Source organism: Bacillus sp. MRMR6, from assembly GCF_001940785.1.
Taxonomy (GTDB): domain Bacteria; phylum Bacillota; class Bacilli; order Bacillales; family Cytobacillaceae; genus Neobacillus.
Genome location: NZ_MSLS01000009.1, coordinates 113,830 through 137,298, shown reverse-complemented (window position 1 = coordinate 137,298; position 23,469 = coordinate 113,830). Strand labels below are relative to the sequence as shown.

Here is a 23,469-nt window from a genome sequence, read left to right as displayed (position 1 = left end):
GTGATCGCTATGTCAGGCGATCACTTTTCTATTTGATATTTTTTTAGTTTGTTGTATAAGGTTACGCGCGACATGCCCAGAAGTTTTGCGGCTGCGGATTTGTTTCCGTAGGTTTTTTGCATGGCCTGAACTACTTTCGAGCGCTCATTCCCGCCTATTGTTTCTTGAAAAATAGTCATCTGCGGTGCCTGAATGTTTTTAAACAATCCAGCTGGGAGCAGCAAGGAGGTGATTTGATTGTCATCTGCCAAAATCATCATTCGCTCAATTGTGTTTTTTAGCTGGCGGATATTACCATTCCATGGGAAGTGCATGAAGGCAACCATCACTTCGGGGTCGATGGCTGGCACCGGCTTTTTGTATTTAAGGGAGAATTCTTGTAAAAACAATTGAACCAGTTCGGGCAGGTCTTCGATTCGGTCGCGGAGGGGAGGAATCGAAATCGAAACGACGTTCAGGCGGTAATATAGGTCCTCTCTGAAACGCCCCTCCTCCACCATTTTCTCTAAATCGCGGTTGGTAGCGGCAATAATTCTGACATCAACAGGTATGGGGGATGTACCGCCGACGCGATAGTATTGTTTTTCCTGTAATACCCGGAGCATTTTCACTTGAAGCTCAAGCGGGAGTTCGCCAATTTCATCTAAAAATAACGTACCGCCCTTTGCGGCCGCAATTTTTCCAAGCCTTCCTTCTTTCACTGCCCCTGTGAACGCTCCTTTTTCATAACCGAATAATTCGCTTTCAAACAGGGCGGCCGGAATTGCACCGCAGTTCAGGTCAACAAAAGGTCCGTCGCCCCGATCACTCGCTTTATGAATCGCCTGGGCATACAGTTCCTTCCCTACTCCACTTTCTCCTGTAATCATGACAGTGGCATCGGTTTGGGCAACTTTTTTCGCCAAAGCCACCGAAGAATTTAGTGCTTGGCTTCGACCTTTAATTTTATGAAAAGGGTCATCGATATCATGGACCTCCATTTTACTTTCCAAATCTTGAATATAGGCGGTGGTGGTGGTTAGTTCATCATTTAGCTTTACAATCTCTGTAATCTCGCGTTCAACGGAGATTCCGCCGATGACCGTTCCGTCTTTGAGGACGGGCAGTGTATTGATTAACACATGGACATCTTGTTTCGGCTGATTATATTGACGAGTGACCCCTTTTCCCTCCATTAAAGTGGACATTAAGACAACTGATTCCTTTTTGAAAAAGTCTGTAATCTGGGCTCCCATAATGTTGTCTGCGGCGGTTTCGTACATGCTTTCTGCTGTCGGATTCCAGGCCACCACATTACCGTTACTGTCCACAATGGTAATTGCATCATCAACAGCCCGCAGCAGGGTTTGATGAACAGTAGAGAGATTTTTCCATTCTTGAAAAATAACTTTTATTAACGTGGTAACCGGAACAAAACCAGCGGGTTTACCATTCTCATCCACCAACAGAATATCCTCTAACGCCTCTACATCGGACAGCATAGTGTCGACAGAATAATTTTTTCCTATCTGATTTCCGTCTTCAAAGGGAAGGGAGATGGAAAGAAGCAGAGTGTTAGCTTTTAACATACAATCACCTTTTCAACTGTTTAATGGTTTACAAAAGTGTTTAACTCTTTACACATAGTTTACACATTTGTAAGGGGATTGTACACATTATAGCGTTAAAATCAGCTTTTTATATTGGCACGGAAATTGCAACTATATTGGTAACGATAATTGAGGAGGAATACGATGTACCCTTATAAACATGAACCTTTTACTGATTTTTCAATCGAGGAAAATAAAAATGCGTTTAGTAGCGCATTAGATCTTGTGAATTCACAGCTTGGAAAGGAATATCCATTAACGATTGGCGATGAAAAAGTCACAACGGATTCTAAAATCACTTCTTTTAATCCTGCAAACAAGGTAGAAGTAGTAGGGGTTGTTTCCAAGGCAAGCAAGGATTTAGCTGAAAAAGCGATGCAAGCGGCATTAACTGCATTTGAATCTTGGAAGCATGTTGAACCTGATAAGCGGGCGAGTGTCCTGTTCCGTGCCGCCGCGATAATGCGCCGCCGCAAGCATGAATTTTCTGCTTACTTGGTAAAAGAGGCTGGTAAGCCATGGAAGGAAGCCGATGCTGATACAGCGGAAGCAATTGATTTTCTTGAGTTCTATGCCCGGCAAATGGTCAAGCTTGCGGATGGTGTATCGGTACAAAGCCGTGAAGGGGAATGGAATCAGTTCCACTATATTCCACTTGGAGTCGGCGTTATTATTGCTCCATTTAATTTCCCGCTTGCCATTATGGCTGGGACAACCGTAGCAGCAATTGTAACGGGAAACACCGTACTCCTAAAGCCTGCGAATAATACTCCGGTGGTGGCGGCGAAGTTTGTGGAATTAATGGAAGAGGCAGGGCTTCCTGCCGGCGTTCTTAATTTCGTTCCTGGAAGCGGTGCGGAAATAGGAGATTATCTTGTCGATCACCCAAAAACTCGTTTCGTTTCCTTTACAGGGTCACGTGAAGTGGGCTGCCGTATTTATGAGCGTGCGGCAAAGGTTCATCCAGGGCAAATCTGGTTGAAGCGCGTTATTGCCGAGATGGGTGGTAAGGATACCGTTGTGGTCGACAAAGATGCAGACTTAGACCTTGCTGCTACCTCGATTGTATACTCGGCATTCGGATTCTCAGGCCAGAAGTGCTCTGCCGGATCCCGGGCGGTCGTTCATCTGGATGTGTATGATGAAGTGCTGGAAAAAGCAGTGGCGTTAACGAAGACATTAACCATGGGAAACCCGGAAGATGTTAACACCTATATGGGACCTGTAATCGACAAGGCCTCTTTCGATAAAATTATGAGCTATATTGCGGTTGGAAAAGAAGAAGGAAGGATCGCCGCTGGCGGGAATGGTGATGATACAAAAGGTTACTTTATCGAGCCGACCATTGTGGCGGACGTGGATGAAAAAGCCTGCCTGATGCAGGAAGAGATTTTTGGGCCGGTCGTCGCTTTCTGTAAGGCACGCGACTTTGACCATATGATGGAAATTGCGAACAATACGGATTATGGTTTAACAGGAGCGCTTATTTCGAACAACCGTGCCCATATTGAGCGGGCAAGAAAAGAATTCCATGTTGGAAACTTATATTTTAATAGAACTTGTACGGGCGCCATCGTTGGTTACCAGCCCTTTGGCGGATTCAATATGTCCGGTACTGATTCAAAAGCCGGCGGCCCTGATTATCTTGGCCTTCACATGCAGGCAAAAACAACATCTGAAATGTTCTAACTTTAAATTGGCTGGGACTCCCTTCCTGGGAGTTCCTATTAATGGAGGAATAAATCATGATTGAGGCAATATCAAAAAACTTTTTCCTAGCAGTTTCTCAAAGTAAACCGTTGAATAAAGCGGCTCGGAGGTGGGGGTTAAAGTTTGGGGCTTCCCAAGTGGTTGCGGGAGAGACAATTGAAACAGCGATCGCTGTGGTGAAAACGCTTAATAAAGAGGGCTTGGCTGCCACTTTAGACCATCTTGGCGAATTTGTTTCGAGCAGAGAAGAAGCCCGTGAATCAACGGATTACTGCGTTCGCACGCTGCATGCGATTCATAAGGAGAAAGTGGACTGCAACCTTTCCGTCAAAATGACGCAATTGGGCTTAGATATTGATTATGATTTTTGCTTGAACAATATGAAAAAGATTGTTTCAGCCGCAAAGCAATACAATAATTTTGTTCGAATCGATATGGAAGATTCCACCCGTACTCAAGTAACGCTTGATATTTTAAGAGAGCTTCGTAAGGAATATGATAATGTTGGTACGGTCATTCAAGCGTATCTCTATCGTTCGGAGCAGGATATGAAGAATTTGGAAGGAATTCCGCTCCGTCTTGTGAAAGGGGCTTATAAAGAACCAGTTGAGGTTGCGATTCAAGAAAAGCCGCAAATTAATGAAAATTATTTAAAACTGATCCAATCCCATTTGTTAAGTGGAAGCTATACCGCGATTGCCAGCCACGATCATAACTTGATTGACAAGGTAAAAGAGTACGTGGAGGGGGGAAATATCCCAACAAGCCAATTTGAGTTTCAAATGCTTTATGGATTCCGTAACGAACTTCAAGAAATCCTGGTAAAGGAAGGATACAAAGTTCGTGTTTACGTCCCATTCGGGAATGACTGGTTCGGTTACTTTATGCGCCGTCTCGCAGAAAGACCCCAAAACATAGCTTGGGCATTAAAAGGATTCATCTCAAAATAAAAAGGGCTCTACTTAAAAAAGTATCGATTTAAATATATTTCCATTATGAAACTAGAAAATCGTTCAACTAAACAATATTACCTGATTTGAATTAGTAGAAGGAAAACAAGGGGCGGTTTTACTAGTAAAGCAGTAAAACCAGCCCTTGTTTTTAAGTTAAACGAAAGCTGATTTTGGCATCGACTTCGGCTATTCTTTCAATTAACTTAATTGAAAGAATAGCCGATTTTATGAATAAAAGTTTAATTAGCTATGATGCCTGGCAACTTAATATTGGTGTTAAATTTAACTCTCAACCAAGCCTGAATATTTTATACAGTTCAATGCTTTTATGATATGGCTCTCTTTAAAAGTTTTCTTTTTGTAGTAGCTCCAACCTTGAACTTTTTTACTGCAGAATCAGGGTTATTAGCATTTTCTATATTCTCATTCATGACCTAGGGAACGATTGAAAGTAATTCCCTACCGTATGGTGTTTCATACCCTCGAATTATTAATTGGGGCTTTTCGGTCCCGATCCTAATTAAATCTGAATTGGGCGAACCCTCAGGCACATACTCAAGGATTAATAACCCTAATTTCCTCTATTAATTCCCAAGGTTTAGTTACAGGAGAACCGTCCCTGTGCTTGTTTGATAAATTGACAGTAAAATTTAAAATAGTCTGAAAATTTGTGTTGATTTTGGGATGGGCTGTGTTTTATAATCATATGTACAGACATACGAACATTCGAACATCCGCACATTCGAACAAATTGTCATTTATAGGAAAAATAAAAATATAAAATGGGGAATTGATATGAAAGCTTTGATTAATGATGAAAGCGGCATTCCGCTTTATTACCAGATTAAAGAGTTAATTAGAGAAAACATTGATAGCGGGGAATGGAAGAGCGGGGATAAGATTCCAAATGAGCTGGATATGGCGAACAGCTTTAAGGTGAGCCGGTCTACGATTCGCCAGGCTATTTTGGATCTGGTGAAGGAAGGAATTTTAACAAGGAAGAAGGGGGTTGGCACCTTTGTTGCCATGCCTAAGTTTGAAGGAAACTTTATCAATTTAACATACCCGGATGAGCTCGGAACGAAGCACACTCCGATTAGTATGAAGGTGATTGATGGGGATTCTCTTAAGTTAAAGCCACTTCAGCTCAATAGTGGTGAGAAGGTCTATGAAATTATCCGTTTGCGTTTTTTCAATGAGGAACCTGCTGCGATTGAAACTTCCTATATCCCTGTTAAGTACGCTCCAGGCTTACTTGAACACAACCTTGAGGGTAGGTTATTTGATTTAATCATCAGTCAATATAACATCCAGCTTACTCGCTATAAAAATTATATTGAACCAGTTCTGCTAGATTTATATGAGGCGGATGTGCTGGAAGTGGACCAAAGCCAGCCGGCCTTGAAAATTACAAAGCTTTGGATGACACCTCAAGGAACGCCTACTGTTCTAAACATAAGCGTGTTCCGAGGCGACCGCTGTAAAATCCTATTTAGTTCAGATTAAATTTAATGTGATCTAGGTAGATTTTAATACTAGTAACTAGCACAAACTATCTACAAAGGAGTGATGATGGCAGGATGAGAGAACGTTTAAAGGTGGCACCTTCAGCTGAAGTAATGGAATATCTGCTTATGCCCGCATTAGAGGCTGAGCGGAGTAGGTCTTTTACGAACATGATGGATGTGAACAAGGGTCACCTATTAATGTTAATTTCCAAGGGGATTGTCAGCCGTGAAGTCGGGCAAAAAATTGCCGACGCCTTAGAGGAAATTAACGAAAAAGGGGCCTCAGCATTAGAATTAGATCCAAAATTAGAAGAGTTATATTTTAATATCGAAGCTGCCTTGATTAAATTAGTTGGGGTGGAGGTTGGCGGTCAGCTGCATACGGCCAGAAGCCGAAACGATTTATTCGCCACTGTTGCTCGAATGAACAGCCGTGACCAGCTCTTAAGTGTCAATCAATTGTTAACGGAGCTTCGCGAGGTCCTGCTTACCCTAGCGGAAAAGTCTCTATATGTGGTGATGTCTGGCTATACGCATATGCAACCGGCAGAACCGGTTACGCTGGCACACTATCTTTCCGCCATCCTATTTTCGCTTGAACGTGATCATAAAAGATTTGAACATACCTACAACCAGATCAACATTTCTCCTTTGGGTGCCGGTGCTATGGCATCAACATCTTTTCAAATCGACCGCGAAGAAACATCCAATCTGCTCGGCTTTCATCATGCTATCGACAATTCTATTGATGGAGTCGCATCTAGAGATTACCTGCTAGAGGCTCTGTCTACCATGAATATTTTAATGAATAACTTAAGCCGTTTCAGCCATGACTTGTACATATGGTCAACGGACGAGTTTGGACTTGCCGAGGTGGATGATTCTGTTGCAGCCTGCAGCAGCATTATGCCGCAAAAGAAAAATCCTATTACACTAGAACATATTAAAGCGAAATCAGGGCATTTAATCGGCGCGGTGGTTTCGGCGACCAGTATTTTAAAGAATACACCCTATGGTCATAGCCGTGATTTAACCGAAAGTTTTAAGTATCTATGGGATTCTTTCTCCGAAGTAACCTCAAGTCTACATTTAATGATTGCTACGGTAAAAACATTAAAGTTTAATGAAGAAAAAATGTTTTTACGGGCGTTAGAGAATTTCTCAACCGTTACAGAACTGGCCAATACAATTGTTCGGGAGGCGCATATCTCGTTTAAAGAGGCCCACCAAATTGTTGGCCATTTAGTAGGTGAAATGCTAGATAAGAAGATTTCCGTTACCCAAATCGATGCTGAGATGATTAAAAGGATCTCTTTAACTGTAATTGGAAAGGAGATTATTTTAACGAAAGCTGGTATTCAGAATGCATTGGATCCTATTCAAAATGTGGAATCGAAGAATGCCAGCGGCGGGCCAGCACCGTCTGAGGTGAAGAAACAGTTAACTAGAATAAAAGAAAGATTGGATTTGGACCGTGGATGGTTAAAAGAACAACAAGTGATGCTTGAAACGAAGAGAAAGCTTCTAACAAGGGTCACTATCTGAGAAGGGGTCGTTTGAAGAAAACATATCAAGGGGGAAATTTTAATGAAGAAAACCATGTCAAAGCTGTTCTTATTGATGATGATGTTTGTTCTTGTACTCGCTGGGTGCTCTGAGGGAAGCAGTACAACATCAGAAGGGGAAGATGAGAAAAAGCAAGAGAATCACAAACTTCTATTAGGTACTTCTAGCCAAGGTGGCACCTACTATGTTTGGGGCGGTGGCTGGGCTGATATTATCGGAAAAAATCTCCCTGGTACAGATGTCGCGGTTGAAGTAACCGGCGGTCCGACTTCGAATATTCAATTGATTCAAAGTGGAGATATGGACCTAGGATTTGTGACAGCTTGGCTTGGTGGTGAAGCCTATAATGGAACAGGCTGGGCAACGGAAAAGTTTGATAAAATTCGTTCGATTTTTCCGATGTATGCAAGTTTTCTGCATATGTACAGTTTGAAGGACAGCGGGATCACGGGGATTGGTGATTTTGCAGGGGTGAATGTAAGTACAGGTGCACCGGGCAGTACGAGTGCTGAAGCTGGAAACGGGCTTTTAGAGGTATTAGGAATTAAGCCGAGCAGGGTAAGTGCTTTACCGACGAATACGGCTGTTGATAATTTGCGTGATGGAACGATTGATGCTGGATTTGCGGTAACAGGTGTACCGGGGCCATTTATGCTTGATCTCGAAACGACTCATGGGGTGCAGCATATCGGTTTAACCGAAGCGGAAATGAAAGAGGTCATCGCGAAATATCCGTACTGGTCTGAAGGAGTTGTTGCTAAAGGAACGTATAAGCACCAGGAAGAAGATTTATTTGTTCCATCGTTCTGGAATATAGCGATTGCATCATCTGATTTATCAGAAGATTTAGTCTATAATCTTGTAAAAACAACGTTTGAACAGCACGAAGCACTATTAGCGGTCGATCCAAGTGCAAAAGAAGCGATCGCTGAAAATGCGAAATATAGTACGATTCCTTATCATCCAGGAGCCATTAAATACTATAAAGAAATTGGCATAGAAATCCCGGACAATCTTATTCCTCCTGAAGCAAAGTAAATTAGTCGTTTGAATTATGGGGGGCTTCTTGTGACAGGCGCTATATGTTTTGGAGCCGCTGCCAGAGAGGTCTCTATTTTTATATAAGTTGGGGTCGGTTTTGGGTTGTGGTTGAGAGATATACGGGTTCCTCGGGTTTCAGGTTCCAAGGTGTCCTATTTACACGTTTTTAAAGTTACTTTTGATATTAATGCCTAAGATCGGGGAGGATTGCATGACTGAGAAAAATATAACGGATGTGGAGATTCAAGAAGGTACTGGCTCGAAGCGTTCGCTTCAAGGAGTTCAACTGAAGGTATTTACTAGCATCGCTGTGTTTATGTCGTTATTCCACATTTACGTATTAGGCTTTTATCCGATTACACCATGGATTTTGTATACCGTCCATCTTGGATTGGGAGCTATTCTAGTTTTATTGCTCTACCCGATGAAAAAATCATTATCTCAAAACGGTAAGGTAATCACCTCCATTATTGACTATAGCTTAATTCTACTCATAGTGTATGCTGGAGCCTATCTGATTTTGGAGATGGATGAGTTAGTCTATCGCATCGGGGTCGCGCCGACGCCAATGGACTTATTTGTTAGTATTATTCTCATCGCTACGGTATTAGAGATTACTAGAAGAACGACAGGGCTGATTTTACCTATTCTCGCGTTAATTTTTATCCTTTATGCGCATTTCGGTACGTATCTTCCAGGGGATCTTGGTCACCGTGGATACAGTTGGGAGCGGATTTTAAGCTACTTAAATAGTATGGATGCAATCTTTAGTGTTCCAATTGGTGCTTCGGCAACCTTTGTCTTTTTGTTTATCCTTTTTGGTGCGTTTTTAAGTGAAACTGGAGGGAGTAAGTTCTTTATTAACTTTGCTATTGGTGCTGCTGGAGGGAAAAGAGGGGGTCCGGCCAAGGCCGCCGTTCTCTCAAGTGCTCTGTTTGGTTCTGTATCGGGCAACTCTGTAGCCAATGTTGTTTCTACTGGGGTTTTTACGATCCCTCTAATGAAGAAAATCGGTTATCCGTCTCGTTATGCGGGAGCAGTTGAAGCTGTGGCTTCCACAGGCGGTCAAATCATGCCTCCGATTTTAGGGTCGGCCGCGTTTATTATGGCACAGCTGCTCGGGACATCCTACATGAACATTGTTTTAGCTTCGATTGTGCCTGCTTTATTATACTTTTTCACGGTCATCGTCATCATTGACTTTCAGGCAGCGAAGTTAGGATTAAAAGGATTGCCGAAGGACCAGCTTCCGAATCTGAAAAATGTCATTAAGAATGAAGGTCACTTATTTATTCCCTTGCTAGTGCTTATTTTTACCATGACGGTATTGAAAACAAGTCCGATTAAGGCAGCTATTTGGGCGATTGCTTCTACATTGATTGTCTCATATTTTAAAAGGCATTCGCGGTTGACTATAAGGAAAATTATCCGCTGTTTGGCATCCGGAGCAGAGTCTGCATTGGGAATGATTGCAGCCTGTGCCACTGCCGGTCTTGTGATTGGGGTGCTGAATTTAACGGGAGCTGGTTTGAAGTTTGCCTCGTTAATTCTTTCTTTTGCTGGAGATAACTTGGCATTGGCGTTAATTATGACGATGTGTGCCACGATTATCTTAGGGATGGGGTTGCCAACAACGGCCGCTTATTTAATTACTGCTGCCGTGGTAGCGCCTGCCTTGATTCAGATGGGGGTAGCGCCGTTAGCTGCTCATATGTTTGTTTTCTACTTTGCTTGTCTGTCTGCGTTCACGCCACCAGTTGCTCTTGCAGCCTATGCAGCAGGCGGAATTGCGGAAGAAAAACCGATGCTAGTCGCCTTAACAGCGATGAAAATTGGTATTGTTGCGTTCATCATTCCATTTGTATTCGTATATGGCCCAGCTATCCTTTTACAAGGGACGATTGTTGAGATCATTGGTTCAACGGTAACAGCATTGATTGGCTCGTTCGCACTAGCTGCTAGTGTAGAGGGGTGGTTCATTGGGAAACGTGCGGGTGTCTTGGTTCGATTAGTGCTCATCGCAGCTTCGATTACCCTTATCGTCCCTGGCGGTCTATCCGACATAATTGGTCTTGGACTCATTGGGGTCGGAGTCTTGTGCCAAACCGTCTTATCACCAAAAAAAAATGACTCAGCGTTGGAAATATAGAATGTAGGGGTGCCTGTCACCACTCAAATTTGCCGAATTAGAATAGGAGGGGTTATTTTGAAGTTTACGATTATTGGTGCTGGTAATGGCGGCCAGAGTATGGCTGCTCATCTTACGCTGTTAGGTCAGGAAGTAGTTTTGTATGATATTCAAGCGGAGTTGATTAATAAGATTAAAGATCTTGGGGGAATTAGAGCGGAGGGTGTTTTTGAAGGGTTTGCTTCTGTTCATGCGACAACTGATTTGGAGCTTGCCATGCGAGAGCCTGAGGTGATTATGGTCACGACAACCGGTACGGCTCATAAGCATGTAGCCCGTTCTATTTCACCATTTCTTAAAGATGGGCAAGTGATTATGATTTTCCCAGGGTATTGGGGAGCGCTTGAGTTTAGAAACATCTTCTCAGAACTAGGGATGAACAAAGATGTGTATGTTGCTGAGACTGAGTCACTGATCTATACGTGCCGGTATATCGAGCCGGGCCATGTTCGGGTTAGAAAAGTAAAAGAGTCTTTAGAGTTTGCTACGCTTCCAGCAAGTGACGCGGAGCTTGTCAAAGAGAAACTTAAGGACGTCTACCCGCAGCTCGTTCCGACTGACAGTGTTCTGACTACAACCTTAAACAATGTAAATCCTATTTTCCATGTTCCGATCCTCTTATTAAACACTGGTCGTATTGAATCTGAAGGGGACTTTTATTTTTACCCAGAGGGAGCGACTCCTGGTGTGGTCAATTTAATGGAAGAATTAGAGAGGGAACGATTGGAGATAGGAAAGAGTTTAAGTATTAATCTATCAACTTGTTTGGAACTCCTTAACAGGTTCTATGATGTAGAAGAAGCCACTTTATATGAAGGAATACAAAAAAATCCTGCCTATCAAACTGGTAAGGCTCCAACGACTTTAAATTATCGCTATATCTATGAGGACATTCCATACGGACTCTATCCAATTGTAAAACTAGGTGAAAAGCTAGGCGTCAAAACCCCAACCGCCAACCTACTCATCGACCTAGCCTCCCTTATCAGAAAAGAAAACCTCCGAGCAAATGGGCTAGAACTATCCGACCTGGGGTTAGCGGATAAGACCCCAGAAGAAATTGTTGAATATCTAAAGGTAGGAAATCGAGCATATCAATAGGATTTGGAAGCATGGGGACGGTTCTCATGCTTCTTTTGCATCTCATGAAGGAAGCAGGAGAACCGTCCCTGTGCTACCACCTGTGCTACCAATCATGATCGCGAGTTTGTTATATAGCTACAGAAGTTTTATTGTTTACAACAAACTTAATAAACAGTAGGCGAACAAGTGGCCCCATAACAAGCAATTGCATTGGCAATGCTACGATAAAGTTCATTCCAAAAGTAGTTAAGTATTTTACTAGAAAAGAGTCACCTTGGACACCATTGTGCAGATAGGATATAGCCAGACCAAAAAAGGACATAAAGAAAGCCATTCCTACTACCATACATGTTGACATTGCTAAAATAACAATAAATTTTTTAGATTTGTCAATTGGTAATGTAAATACGATCTTTTTTGCCACAGGACCGACTATAATAATATCTAATCCAAGTGCAAGAATAAATCCGATCATCAATTCCCCTAATACTGTGGTAAGTTTCATTGAACCGATGGCTCCATTTAATATCAGGTTATAAAACGTCATAACGAATACCATCCCGAAACACATCATTAAACCAAATTGTAAACTTTCTTTCCTAGTTGTAGGCAATTTTTATCATCCTTCCTTTTTTACCTTTGCTAGTATAGCAAAAGTAAAAATTCAACATAAGTGAACATTTTGTGACAATTTTGTGAACATCCACTAAATCTTTCTATGAGAAAAAAGAATAGCGTTGGAATTTCATTAATAATCCTCTGTCTTCATCGTAAAGCCAAATAAATGCTTGAAACAATAAAATTGCCAAAGTACCCTCGCGCAGTTTTTTGCGTGTAATAAACAGAATAAAGCTAATAATGCCGAAAGCCCACATTGCTACCAGAATCAAACGCTCTATTATCATGTTTTACAACTCACCTTCTATCTAAAGCATATTCTTTAGAAAATAATCCACAATATAGTATTTGGAGAAATACAAGTAAAAGTGGTATGTTATGGTATTATTGAAAGCAAGGGTACGGTTCAATTATGTTCAGAGAGGGTTAAGCTGATGACGTTACAGCAACTAAGGTATGTGATTGAGGTAGCAAGAAGTCGGTCGATTAATAAAGCAGCACAGAGGCTGTTTATTAGTCAGCCAAGTCTTTCGAACGCACTAAAAGAGCTGGAGGAGGAGGTAGGGATTACGATTTTTTCGCGAACCAATAAGGGAATTTTGCTTACTCCTGAAGGATCAGAGTTTTTAGGTTACGCAAGGCAGGTAGTGGAACAGGCAGAACTTCTCGAGAATCGTTATACCCATACACGATCGCTGCAGCAGCATTTCTCTGTTTCGGCCCAGCACTATGCATTTGCGGTAAGTGCCTTTGTACGTCTGTTAAAGGAATATGACAGGGAAGAATACGAGTTCACTTTACGAGAAACAAAGACATATGAAATCATTGATGATGTGAAAAACCTGCGAAGTGAAATTGGTATTTTATATGTTAATGAATTTAATAAAAAGGTCATTCACAAGTTTTTAAGAGAGGGCAATCTACAGTTTCATGAGCTGTTTGAGGCCAAACCCCATGTTTTTATTAGCTCAGCTAACCCGCTTGCGGAAAAGGATTATGTAACTTTATCTGATTTGGATGACTATCCCTTTCTTTCTTTTGAACAGGGAGATTATAATTCCTTCTATTTTTCAGAAGAGATTCTTAGCACTCTTTCTAGACCGAAAAATATTCGGGTAACGGATCGGGCCACTTTATTCAACTTACTTATTGGATTAAATGGCTACACCATTTCAACCGGTGTCATTAGTCATAAATTAAATAGTAAAGACATTATTGCTGTTCCTTTGAAGGTGGAAGAGCGGATCAATGTTGGTTATATTACGCATAAAAACGTTACAAACAGTACTTTGGCCACCATTTATATTCACTACTTACAAGAATCGATTGAAGAAGAATTGCGTTAGTTATAGTTTAAAACTATAACAAGGGATAGATTTAATGTGTTACGTTATAATGGTTTTCCTATGTTACACTAACCTTACAGTTTTTAACAGAAAGTGGGAGATTATTGATGACACAAACACGAGTAAAAGCTCCATTTAGAGCCGATCATGTAGGAAGTTTATTACGCCCAGAAAGAATTCATCAGGCTAGAAAGGATTTTCAACAAGGCAGCATCAACGCACAGGAACTACATACCATTGAAACAGAAGAAATTAAAAACATCGTAGACAAGCAAATCGAAGTCGGACTACAAGCTGTTACGGATGGAGAATTTCGTCGTAGATTTTGGCATACAGATTTTCTCGAACATTTAACGGGTATAGAGGGCTATGTTCCAGATTATGGATTTGCGTTCAAAGGGGAGGAAACGGAAAGATACGATGTGCGAGTGATCGGAAAAATTGCGTTTAACCCAGATCACCCACATATTAAAGAGTTTATCGAATTTAAAGAAATAGTTGGGGACCGAGCTGTTGCCAAACTAACCATCCCAAGTCCAAACCAATTATTTAATGCTGGTATCCGTAACCTTGAAATTTATCCAGACATTGAAGAATTTACAAATGATATTATTCAAACATACCGTGATGCCTTCAAAGCCTTTTATGATGCAGGCTGCCGCTACCTGCAGCTGGATGATGTGTACATTGCTGGTCTGAATGCACCGGAGATTCCATTTAATGATAGTGGTTATTCCCGTGAAGAGTTAATAGACTTAGCTCTACGTGTTGTGAATGGAGTATTAGAAGATAAACCGGAGGATTTAGTCGTAACCACTCACCTTTGCCGTGGGAATTACCGTTCTAAATGGGCGTTTGAAGGCAGTTACGCTAAAATTGCGCCAACCTTATTTGCAAAAGAAAAAGTAAACGGATTTTTCTTAGAGTATGATGATGACCGTTCCGGTGATTTCGGACCACTGGAGCATATACCAAATGACGGCCCATTAGTCGTGCTAGGTGTTTTCACATCAAAACATGGGAAATTAGAAGATAAGGAAAATATTAAAGCGCGTGTAGAAGAGGCAGCAAAATATGTGCCATTAGACCAATTATGTATCAGTCCTCAATGTGGTTTTGCTTCTACCCATCACGGAAATATCTTAACCGAGGAAGAACAATGGGCGAAGCTAAAATATATTGTAGATCTTTCAAAAGAGATTTGGGGATAGATTTTAGAACGAACACTTTAGACGGTAGTGACGCGGGGACGGTTCTCCTGCTTCCTTAGGGAAGCAGAACCGTCCCTGCGCTTTCTTCTAGGAGTTTTATATCTTTAAGGGGTATAATTTAGGTTATATTTTGATAGAGGCATTAGGGGTGATTGTGTGGCAAATATATCGATAATTGACAAGTTGGTTGAGAAAAGTGCGCAATTGCCGAAGAAACAACAGATACTTTGTAACGACATTATTGAGAATTACCGAGAAGTGCATGTGCTTACGATTGCGGAGCTGGCAAGGCGTAATCAGGTGGGAACGACAACGGTCATTCGGTTGGTTCAATCGGTGGGTTATAACAGCTTTCAGGACTTTAAAAAAAGCTTGCAAGAATATGCGCTTGCTTCATCTGTTGATAAATGGTCATATTTAAAAAATGCCTTTAGTGAAGGGGTTGCTGACGATCATGCCCTACCGAATTCGTTCCAGGAGCTTTCCAAAGCACTAAATGGAACGGTCAATGAGGAGAACATCCTCAATATTACAAAAGCGGTTTCGATGTTAATCGAGGCAAAGAAAATTCATGTACTGGGTGTCCGCGTTTCGAAGGTCGCTGCTTTATATTTTGATTTGGTGCTCACTAGTTTTAGCACGAAGGTCCACCAATTAAGCTATGATAATGAATTTGTCTTTGACCGGATCCTTCAATTTGAGAAGGGGGATATCATGGTGGTTTTCGCATCTTCGATTATGACGAAACGAACGATTGAAGCCGTAAAATTATGTCATGAACTCGGGCATCGAATTGTTCTGATTACCGATTTGTCGCCATGTCCGGCATCTTCTTATGCGGATGCTGTTCTTAAGGCGGTACCAAGTAAAAATCGCTTTTCTATTATACCAATCTTGGCAATTGCCGAAGCGATCATTATTGAATTGGGCAGGCAAACATCTGAAGAATCGATACATAATCTAGAAAAAATCGGAAGTGTGCTGCGTGACAAAAATATCTCGATTTAGTCAGGTCCAGAAGCTGTAGTTCTTGTTAGAAATAACGAAGAACTACAGCTTTTTTTATGCCCTCAACCAATATTTTGTTAAAAAATCTAACAAACAACTTGTTGGGATAATCGGCATTGGAACGATGGGGAGTATGGCGGCCTGGCAATTAGCCAGTAAGGGAATGTCGGTAATCGGGTTTGAGCAGTTTGGTATCGGCCATGATCGTTCCGCCGCAGGAGGAGAATCGAGATTGTTCCGTACAGCTTACAAAGAAGGTGCACAATATGTTCCACTGCTTCAGGAAGCTAAAAAACTATGGAGGCAATTGGAGGAAGAAACTGCTACAACCTTGCTAACGCTAACAGGCGGATTGACCATTGGGAACCCCAATGATGATGTCATTCTAAACGTCCAAAAGTCGATTAAAGACTATCAGTTAGACTGTAAACTATTAGACTATGAAGAAGCTAAAAAAAAATACCCGCAGCATCGTTTGCTAAAGGATGAAATGATGATCTTGGATAAGGAGGCGGGGTTTATTCGTCCAGAATTAGCCGTTGTAGCCGCGGCCTCACGTGCCAAACAGCTAGGAGCCGAAATCCGCAGCTATTGTACGGTAGAAAGAATCGAACAGTGGGGCACCAAGATCAAGGTTACGGCTAATGGAGAAAGCTATGTCGTAGAAAAATTACTCATCACCGCAGGACCTTGGGTAACCAAATTAATTCCTTCCTTTCAACCGTTCATCAGTGCAAAAAAAATCATTCTAACGTGGTTTCCAGCAGAAGATATTCGGCAGTTTCAAGGCGATCGTTTCCCTGTTTTTACAAGAACGACAGAAGGAACTCGCTTCTTCGGAGCCCCTACCGTCGATCATTCGATGGTAAAAGTAGGGGTTAGTCTTCCGATGAGTATCGTAAACGACGTCGACCATCTGAATCGAACCGTCGAACTTCAAGAAATAGAAAAGTCTCGCGCGTTAATATCTAAATACTTTAACGGGCTGTATCCAGACCCAACCCGGACAAGCGCCTATATGGATGCATATACCGCTGATGATCATTCGATTATCGGTAATGTACCAGACCTTGCCAATGCCTACGTGTTTGGTGGCTTTTCCGGCCATGGGTTTAAGATGGCACCAGCGCTTGGAAAGCTAGCGGCCAGTCTGTTATCAGAGGAGACCCATAACTTTACGATTGACCAGCTAAGCCCGACACGCTTTACAGCGATGGTCTAAATAGATAGAAACAGGAGGAATTACTAGATGAATTATCGAATTGGAGTAGATACAGGCGGTACCTTCACCGATGTATCGTTAATGAATGAGCAGACGGGAGAAATGTTTATTACAAAGGTCCCATCCACACCAACCAATCCTTCTCTGGCTGTTATTAACGCAGTGAAGCAAATCGTCACGGAGACGGGGATTGACTTTGAACAGATTTCCTTCTTTATTCATGGTTCTACGGTGGCGACAAATGCCCTGCTCGAGGGAAAGGGTTCAAGGACAGCATTAATTACGACTAAAGGCTTTAAGGATGTACTGCAAATTGGCCGGCAAACACGGCCGAAGTTGTATGACTTTAGGGCACGAAGATCGGACCCATTAGTGCCAAGAAACCTTCGATTCGAACTGGATGAACGAATGGATTATCTCGGCAACATCATTCGGGAAGTCGATAGAAAGGAAGTCTTACAACTGGCAGAGGAGTTAAAAGCAAACAAAATTACGTCTGTCGCGATTTGCTTTATGCATTCGTACATCAATGCAGCGAATGAACAGAAGGTAAAGGAGATTTTAGCAGAAGCGCTTTCCGATCTTCCAATCACACTGTCTTGTGAAGTGCTGCCAGAGATTAAAGAATATGAGCGTACTAGTACTGTTGTGGCGAATGCCTATGTGCTGCCAAAAATGAAATTTTATCTTGGACATTTAAAGTCTGCTTTGAACGAATTAGATATTCCAAGCAGCTTATATATTATGCAATCGAACGGCGGAATTATCAGTGCAGAAACCGCGATGAATATGCCGATTCGTACCGTTTTATCTGGTCCTGCTGGCGGTGTGCTTGCCGGTAGTCTTGTTGCCCAGAATACGGAGTTTAAAAATATTATTACCATAGATATGGGAGGAACAAGTCTAGACACCGCGTTGATTGAGAAGGGAATCCCACAGTATACGACCATCAGTGACGTTGAAGGACGTCCAATCAAGGTTCCGATGATTGATATGCATACGATTGGTTCTGGCGGTGGCAGTATTGCCTGGATTGATACGGGTGGTGCCCTCCGTGTGGGCCCTCATAGTGCTGGTGCCGATCCTGGTCCTGTTTGTTACGGAAAAGGCGGAACCGAGCCAACCGTAAGTGATGCGAACGTGATACTCGGCCGGTTGAATCCGGACTCGATTTTAGGCGGAAGAATGAAAATGGATGTAGAGTCAGCGAGAAAGGTCGTGAAAGAAAAGATAGCTGACCCATTAGGCATTACCGTAGAAGAAGCGGCCGAAGGGATTTTAAAGGTAATTAACGCGAATATGGTAAGAGGAATTCGTGTGATTTCAGTGGAAAAAGGGCATGATCCTCGTGATTTTTCGTTAATGGCGTTTGGTGGAGCTGGTCCGCTGCACGCGGTGGATATTGCAAGAGAAATCGGGTCAAAGGAAGTGATTATCCCCCCTACCCCAGGTATTACCTGTGCGACAGGGATGTTGATGGCAGATGTTAAGCATGATTATGTCAAAGCTTTTTCTGCTCCTTTATCGGAAATCACACATGACCATTTAAACGTTAGGATCAATGACTTAATCGTCAAAGCGAGAAAAGACTTAACCGAAGAAGGGTTTTCCACAGAAGCCTCCGAGCTGCGAGCGAGCTTGGACCTTCGTTACCTTCACCAAGCATATGAAATTACGATCCCACTAAACAGCTTGTACGTGACCGGTCAAATCATAACTGAAGCCATGGCTACCTTCCATGATACACATAAGAATATATACGGCTTTAACCGCATAGGAGAGAAGCTTGAAATGGCCAATATCCGCTTAGTCGGCATCGGAAAAATTAAAAAAGTTAAAAACGATCATAGAAAAGCGGCAAAGGCACTTGAATTGAAACCAATCGGCAAACGGGCTGTTTATTTTGAAACGTCCTTCTATGAAACACCTGTCTACCAGCGCAGTGATCTTAATACCGAGACCGTGATTTCGGGCCCGGCGATTATTGAACAGCTTGATTCAACGATCATTGTCTACCCGGAACAAACAGCGATCACCACCCTAGACGGAAATCTGATTATTAACTTGTCCAATGTGGAAGCAAAGGAGGAAGAACAGTATGTTCTCTCGTAAGATTGATGGCATCACACTCGAGGTTATGAAAAATGCCTTTTATACGATCGCAGAAGAAATGGGTGTTACGCTCATTCGCACTGCTCTATCAACCAACATCAAGGACCGAATGGACTGTTCGACTGCCATCTATACGAAAAATGGCGATCTCGTAGCGCAAGCTGAGCATGTCCCTCTTCACCTTGGCTTAATGCCTTCTGTTGTCCATGAGGTTCTCAAGCTCTTTCCGCCAGATCTGTTAAAAGAAGGTGATGCGATTTTAATCAATGACCCGTACATCAGCGGCTCTCATCTTCCTGATATTTTTATGATTAGTCCGATCTTTTTACACGGGAAACTTGTAGGACTTGCCGCAAATATCGCCCACCATGTTGATGTGGGGGGACTTTCTCCAGGTAGTATGTCAGTAAAAGCAACGGAGATTTTCCATGAAGGATTGCGGATCCCAGCTGTTCGTATACAACGAGAGGGTGTATTGGATCAAGAAATGATCCGCCTTTTGGAAAAAAATGTCCGAACCGGAAAAGAAGTACTCGGAGACATTTATGCACAACTGGCAGCCAATAAAGTCGCGGAAACTCGCTTAATTGATCTGATCGAAAAGCACTCTGTTGATTTTGTTTTTGACTGTATGGAAGAGATCATGAACTATTCAGACCGAAGAATGAGGGCAGCCATCACAAAGGTACCTAATGGAAGCTATCAATTTAAAGATATCCTCGAGGGAGACGGAATAACCGAAGATGAGTTAGAGATTCAAGCTTTAGTAAAAGTTGCTGAGGACACCATTGAAGTGGATTTCACCGGCTCTGCCAAGCAAACGCAAGGACCCGTCAACTCGACACACGGTGTCACCAATGCCTGCGTGTACTATGCCTTAAAAGCGATATTGGATTCAGAGGTTCCGCCTAATGCAGGAACGTACCGCAGTATAAAAATCCATGCTCCAAAAGGAACGATCGTCAACCCTAATTTTCCGGCGCCGGTTTCCAACGCGAACTCCAACACATCTCAACGAATCACTGATACGATCTTCGGTGCTCTCGTTCAAGTATTACCGGAAAGGTCAATGGCTGCTTGTTCGGGGACGATGAACGGTTTTGCTATTGGAGGATTCGACCCAGAGAAAGAGAGCTATTTTTCCTATGTGGAAACATACGGTGGCGGTCAGGGAGGTTTACTTGATTTAGATGGGATGGATGGCGTTCATACCAATATGACCAACACGTTAAATACACCAGTAGAGGTGATGGAACAGACCTTTCCGTTCTTTGTAAATAAATATGGGCTGATTGATGGTAGCGGCGGTGCTGGAAAATTCCGCGGCGGATTAGGAATGGAAAGAGAGTTGACCCTGCTCGGCGATGATTTCACGATTACCTTGATGTCCGACCGTCAGAAACATCAGCCATGGGGATTATTTAATGGAAAAGGCGGACAAACCTCTTCTTGCACGCTTGTAACCCCAGAAGGAGAAAAAATGGCTCTTTCTTCGAAGGTTACGATGAAGGCGGATAAAGGAAGTAAGATTCGTTTAGCGACTGCTGGTGGAGGCGGATATGGTTCTCCATTCGAACGCGATCCGCAATTCGTCTTAAAGGATGTTGTATTAGGGCACATAGATTTTCAACAGGCAAAGGAGGATTACGGCGTGGTCCTAGAAGAAGAGGGCATAGCGGTTCATGAAGCGGAGACCAGTCGTGTACGCCTTGCCCAATATTCTTAACAAGGAGATGATTCAATTGAAAGAACAGGAGAAAGTATTAAAAAGTGATGGTTCTGAGATGGACGAGGTGGTTTCACCTCCAGGCAAGATGTTTGGACTATTCATTGGGTTAATCATTTTAACCTTTGCGTATGTGTACGGTTGGTCATTTTTATTAGGTAAATAATTAAAGAGGGGATGGATGGGAATGGCAGCAACTCTTTTTGCGATTTATTTCTTGGTCATGATTCTAGTTGGTCCGTGGGCTGCGAAGAAGATGAATAAAAAGGATTCCGGCGACTTTATCCTTGCCGGCAGAGCGGTTCCTACATGGCTGGTAACAGGTGGTATCGTTGCTACTCTGATTAATTCGGCAACCCTTTTGGGGTATGGGGGTTCCGGTTTTTCTCTAGGTATATCAGGATATTTTGCTAGTTTAGGGTTTGTGGTCTGTTTAATGTGGATGGGCTACTGGTTTATTCCGCGCTTAAGAAGAACCAATATCACCACCATCCCAGAATTGTTTGAGCGGTTTTTTGGCTGGCCCCATCGTCTCGTTTCGACCATCTTAGTCATTTGTCGTGATTTAGGGGTTACCGCGGGAGCAGCGATTGGAATGGCGGTTGTGTTCCGATCGGTGTTTGACATTTCCTTGGATTTAGCGCTGGTGATTACCCTAGCGGTGACACTTGCCTTTACGATTCTTGGCGGAATGTGGGCGGTTATGATTACCGATACGATCCAAGCAGCTATTATTCTCATCGGTACCACACTTTTGATTCCATTAGGGATTGCTTATATTGGCGGCTGGACAGAATTCGTCAACCTCATCCCAGCAACACATATCGATGTATGGAATGCAGGCGAATCGCAAACAATTGCCTGGATTATTGCAGGTGCATTAACATGCCTTGGTTATCAAACGTTAATTCAACGAGGACTGTCTGCAGAAAGTGATGAAGTGGCGAGAAAGTCTTTTAGAAATGGCGGGTTGATTGCCATCGCCTGGTACATGGTTCCGTTCCTAATTGGAACCTTAGCGGTTGTGATTTTCCCTACGATTTCGCCTTCTGAAGCCTTTATTTCAATGACATCCCTGTTCGGTTCGATTGGCGGTCTTATTTTTTCCGTTATTATTGTTGCCTCCTGTATATCGACACTTAGCTCAACGGTATTAACGACTGCCTCCAATATTTCTTTGGATGTTTACAAGCGATTGATTAATCCAGACGCTTCTGAGAAAACAACCGTTTTAGTAACGAGAATTTCGATTGTCGTTGTTGCGATTGCAGGTACGCTCATCGGCCGTTCGCTGCCTTATATCTTGGAATTGCTGCTGACCGGAGGAAGGATCATGGCGGCATCGTTAACACCTGTATTATTGGCCTTGATTTTTTGGAAGACCGCGAGAAAAGCCTATATATCTACCATTTTAGCGATGATCATAGGAGCCGTGGGTACCGTTATTGGTATTATTATAGGCAACCAAGCGGCAGGCAGTGCAGGCGGAGAAGTCGTCTTCGTATGGTCGTTAGATCCGATTTTCATGGGCTTGCCGTTTACTTTAATCGTACTTATCTTTGGAACACTTATTGAAACTAGAATGAGAGAAAATAAACTTTTAAAACCTGAAAAAAAGATATCATAATAATAAAAATGAAGGGACGGTCTTCTGCTTCGGGGAGGATTCCGTCCTTTATTTTTGAAAGGAATGATTGATTTGCTTTTTGCTAGCACAGCACTTCATGGCAAGCATGTACTGATTACAGGAGCCACGGGGGGAATCGGTTACGAAACGGCCAAAATGGCGGCAGCCTGTGGTGCTACTGTTTCAATTACTGGAAGAAACGAAAGTAAGTTGGTTGCTTTATACGAAAGATTGAAGCCGATCACTGATGAAAGTAAGATTGCTATGTTTGCTGCTGATATGGGTTTCGAGGATGACCGCTTGAAGCTGATTGAGTATTGTGAAGGGAAATTAGGTGTGATCACAGGGCTTGTAAACGCCGCAGGAATTGCTGAGAACATCATTTTAGACGAATTAGACGAGGAAAAGCTGGGCGAAATTATGCATCTTAATTACACATCCTCGGTTCTATTAACCAAGGAAATTTATAAAAAAATGAAGGAACAGCGGAAAGGGGCTATCGTTAATGTGGCCTCACTCTCTGGTCTAAGAGGAACCTACGGGGGAACTGCCTATGCTTCGAGTAAATTTGCTTTAATCGGCTTCACTCAATCCCTTGCATTAGAAGCCATCAAGTCCAATATTAATGTAAACGCCGTTTGCCCCGGGTTTGTCGACACACCGATGGCACGTCAGCTAATTAGCAAAAAGGCAGAGGAAGCTGGAATCCCGTATGAGGAGCAGATGACAAAGATAGAAACAGGATTCCCATCAGGGAGGCTAACCACCCCAGAAGAAGTTGCCACTACCATTATCTTCATGCTTTCCGGCGCCGTAGGAAACCTAGTCGGTGAGTCAATCAAGATCTCGGGCGGGGTTGTAGTTTAAAAGTTGAGCGGGAGTTGCGCGGGGACGGTTCTACTGCCAGTAGAACCGTCCCTTTGATTCCTCTCTTTTTTGATTTACAATATATTCAGATAAT

General features: G+C 42.6%; 19 protein-coding genes. 16 read left to right on the top strand and 3 right to left on the bottom strand.

From position 1 onward, the window contains the following. Positions 1-20 precede the first annotated feature (20 nt). On the bottom strand, positions 21-1,568 hold the full coding sequence (locus tag BTR25_RS11485; RefSeq protein WP_075688200.1) for a sigma-54 interaction domain-containing protein: 1,548 nt from the start codon (positions 1,566-1,568) through the stop codon (positions 21-23). Positions 1,569-1,733: 165 nt separating this feature from the next. Between BTR25_RS11485 and pruA the strand changes: the two genes are divergently transcribed. The 7 genes from pruA to BTR25_RS11450 all read left to right on the top strand — a co-directional run bounded on the left by pruA (position 1,734) and on the right by BTR25_RS11450 (position 11,656). Next, positions 1,734-3,278 carry an L-glutamate gamma-semialdehyde dehydrogenase gene (gene pruA, locus BTR25_RS11480; protein WP_075688199.1) on the top strand — a complete coding sequence of 515 codons (1,545 nt, stop codon included), beginning with the start codon at positions 1,734-1,736 and terminating at the stop codon, positions 3,276-3,278. A 56-nt stretch (positions 3,279-3,334) separates the two neighbouring features. Then, on the top strand, positions 3,335-4,249 hold the full coding sequence (locus BTR25_RS11475) for a proline dehydrogenase family protein (protein WP_075688198.1): 915 nt from the start codon (positions 3,335-3,337) through the stop codon (positions 4,247-4,249). Positions 4,250-5,047: 798 nt separating this feature from the next. After that, positions 5,048-5,758 (top strand): GntR family transcriptional regulator, encoded by a 711-nt coding sequence (locus BTR25_RS11470; protein ID WP_075688197.1) that lies wholly within the window; start codon positions 5,048-5,050, stop codon positions 5,756-5,758. 74 nt (positions 5,759-5,832) lie between these two features. After that, a complete protein-coding gene (gene argH, locus BTR25_RS11465; protein ID WP_075688196.1) occupies positions 5,833-7,305 on the top strand; it encodes an argininosuccinate lyase in 1,473 nt (490 codons plus the stop codon). 42 nt (positions 7,306-7,347) lie between these two features. Continuing rightward, entirely contained in the window at positions 7,348-8,364 is a 1,017-nt protein-coding gene (locus tag BTR25_RS11460; RefSeq protein WP_075688195.1) for a TAXI family TRAP transporter solute-binding subunit, read from the top strand. A 214-nt stretch (positions 8,365-8,578) separates the two neighbouring features. Then, positions 8,579-10,516: a TRAP transporter permease gene (locus BTR25_RS11455; protein ID WP_075688194.1), complete on the top strand. Its 1,938-nt coding sequence runs from the start codon at positions 8,579-8,581 to the stop codon at positions 10,514-10,516. Positions 10,517-10,573: 57 nt separating this feature from the next. Next, positions 10,574-11,656: an NAD/NADP-dependent octopine/nopaline dehydrogenase family protein gene (locus tag BTR25_RS11450; protein WP_083652336.1), complete on the top strand. Its 1,083-nt coding sequence runs from the start codon at positions 10,574-10,576 to the stop codon at positions 11,654-11,656. A 109-nt stretch (positions 11,657-11,765) separates the two neighbouring features. Here the strand turns inward: BTR25_RS11450 and BTR25_RS11445 are convergent, their stop codons facing one another. Both BTR25_RS11445 and BTR25_RS11440 read right to left on the bottom strand, forming a co-directional pair. After that, entirely contained in the window at positions 11,766-12,251 is a 486-nt protein-coding gene (locus BTR25_RS11445; protein ID WP_075688193.1) for a DUF2798 domain-containing protein, read from the bottom strand. A 103-nt stretch (positions 12,252-12,354) separates the two neighbouring features. Then, positions 12,355-12,543 (bottom strand): hypothetical protein, encoded by a 189-nt coding sequence (locus tag BTR25_RS11440; protein WP_075688192.1) that lies wholly within the window; start codon positions 12,541-12,543, stop codon positions 12,355-12,357. Between the two features lie 147 nt (positions 12,544-12,690). Between BTR25_RS11440 and BTR25_RS11435 the strand changes: the two genes are divergently transcribed. The 9 genes from BTR25_RS11435 (at position 12,691) to BTR25_RS11400 (ending at position 23,375) form a co-directional block, all read left to right on the top strand. Then, positions 12,691-13,602: a LysR family transcriptional regulator gene (locus BTR25_RS11435; RefSeq protein ID WP_075688191.1), complete on the top strand. Its 912-nt coding sequence runs from the start codon at positions 12,691-12,693 to the stop codon at positions 13,600-13,602. A gap of 107 nt (positions 13,603-13,709) precedes the next feature. After that, positions 13,710-14,813, top strand: coding sequence for a 5-methyltetrahydropteroyltriglutamate--homocysteine S-methyltransferase (locus tag BTR25_RS11430; RefSeq protein WP_075688190.1), 1,104 nt, complete (start codon positions 13,710-13,712; stop codon positions 14,811-14,813). A 156-nt stretch (positions 14,814-14,969) separates the two neighbouring features. Continuing rightward, positions 14,970-15,821, top strand: coding sequence for a MurR/RpiR family transcriptional regulator (locus BTR25_RS11425; RefSeq protein ID WP_075688189.1), 852 nt, complete (start codon positions 14,970-14,972; stop codon positions 15,819-15,821). Positions 15,822-15,843: 22 nt separating this feature from the next. After that, positions 15,844-17,043 (top strand): N-methyl-L-tryptophan oxidase, encoded by a 1,200-nt coding sequence (gene solA, locus BTR25_RS11420; protein ID WP_254842684.1) that lies wholly within the window; start codon positions 15,844-15,846, stop codon positions 17,041-17,043. A gap of 27 nt (positions 17,044-17,070) precedes the next feature. Beyond that, positions 17,071-19,155, top strand: a complete 2,085-nt coding sequence (locus tag BTR25_RS11415) for a hydantoinase/oxoprolinase family protein (protein WP_075688188.1) — start codon at positions 17,071-17,073, stop codon at positions 19,153-19,155. Next, positions 19,142-20,881, top strand: coding sequence for a hydantoinase B/oxoprolinase family protein (locus BTR25_RS11410; RefSeq protein WP_075688187.1), 1,740 nt, complete (start codon positions 19,142-19,144; stop codon positions 20,879-20,881). Before BTR25_RS11415 ends, BTR25_RS11410 begins: the two co-directional genes overlap by 14 nt. A 16-nt stretch (positions 20,882-20,897) precedes the next feature. Next, on the top strand, positions 20,898-21,047 hold the full coding sequence (locus BTR25_RS27555; protein ID WP_175596758.1) for a hypothetical protein: 150 nt from the start codon (positions 20,898-20,900) through the stop codon (positions 21,045-21,047). A gap of 21 nt (positions 21,048-21,068) precedes the next feature. After that, entirely contained in the window at positions 21,069-22,508 is a 1,440-nt protein-coding gene (locus tag BTR25_RS11405; RefSeq protein ID WP_175596757.1) for a sodium:solute symporter family protein, read from the top strand. Positions 22,509-22,571: 63 nt separating this feature from the next. Then, positions 22,572-23,375, top strand: coding sequence for an SDR family NAD(P)-dependent oxidoreductase (locus tag BTR25_RS11400; protein ID WP_075688185.1), 804 nt, complete (start codon positions 22,572-22,574; stop codon positions 23,373-23,375). Positions 23,376-23,469 lie beyond the last annotated feature (94 nt).

Bases quoted from the DNA above. Each gene is read 5' to 3' on its own strand.
- BTR25_RS11430 (WP_075688190.1), top strand. From the start codon at position 13,710: ATGACACAAACACGAGTAAAAGCTCCATTTAGAGCCGATCATGTAGGA.
- BTR25_RS11455 (WP_075688194.1), top strand. From the start codon at position 8,579: ATGACTGAGAAAAATATAACGGATGTGGAGATTCAAGAAGGTACTGGC.
- BTR25_RS11410 (WP_075688187.1), top strand. From the start codon at position 19,142: ATGTTCTCTCGTAAGATTGATGGCATCACACTCGAGGTTATGAAAAAT.
- BTR25_RS11460 (WP_075688195.1), top strand. From the start codon at position 7,348: ATGAAGAAAACCATGTCAAAGCTGTTCTTATTGATGATGATGTTTGTT.
- BTR25_RS11400 (WP_075688185.1), top strand. From the start codon at position 22,572: ATGATTGATTTGCTTTTTGCTAGCACAGCACTTCATGGCAAGCATGTA.
- BTR25_RS11485 (WP_075688200.1), bottom strand. From the start codon at position 1,568: ATGTTAAAAGCTAACACTCTGCTTCTTTCCATCTCCCTTCCCTTTGAA.
- BTR25_RS11475 (WP_075688198.1), top strand. From the start codon at position 3,335: ATGATTGAGGCAATATCAAAAAACTTTTTCCTAGCAGTTTCTCAAAGT.
- BTR25_RS11435 (WP_075688191.1), top strand. From the start codon at position 12,691: ATGACGTTACAGCAACTAAGGTATGTGATTGAGGTAGCAAGAAGTCGG.
- BTR25_RS11440 (WP_075688192.1), bottom strand. From the start codon at position 12,543: ATGATAATAGAGCGTTTGATTCTGGTAGCAATGTGGGCTTTCGGCATT.
- BTR25_RS11415 (WP_075688188.1), top strand. From the start codon at position 17,071: ATGAATTATCGAATTGGAGTAGATACAGGCGGTACCTTCACCGATGTA.
- pruA (WP_075688199.1), top strand. From the start codon at position 1,734: ATGTACCCTTATAAACATGAACCTTTTACTGATTTTTCAATCGAGGAA.
- argH (WP_075688196.1), top strand. From the start codon at position 5,833: ATGAGAGAACGTTTAAAGGTGGCACCTTCAGCTGAAGTAATGGAATAT.
- BTR25_RS11405 (WP_175596757.1), top strand. From the start codon at position 21,069: ATGGCAGCAACTCTTTTTGCGATTTATTTCTTGGTCATGATTCTAGTT.
- BTR25_RS11470 (WP_075688197.1), top strand. From the start codon at position 5,048: ATGAAAGCTTTGATTAATGATGAAAGCGGCATTCCGCTTTATTACCAG.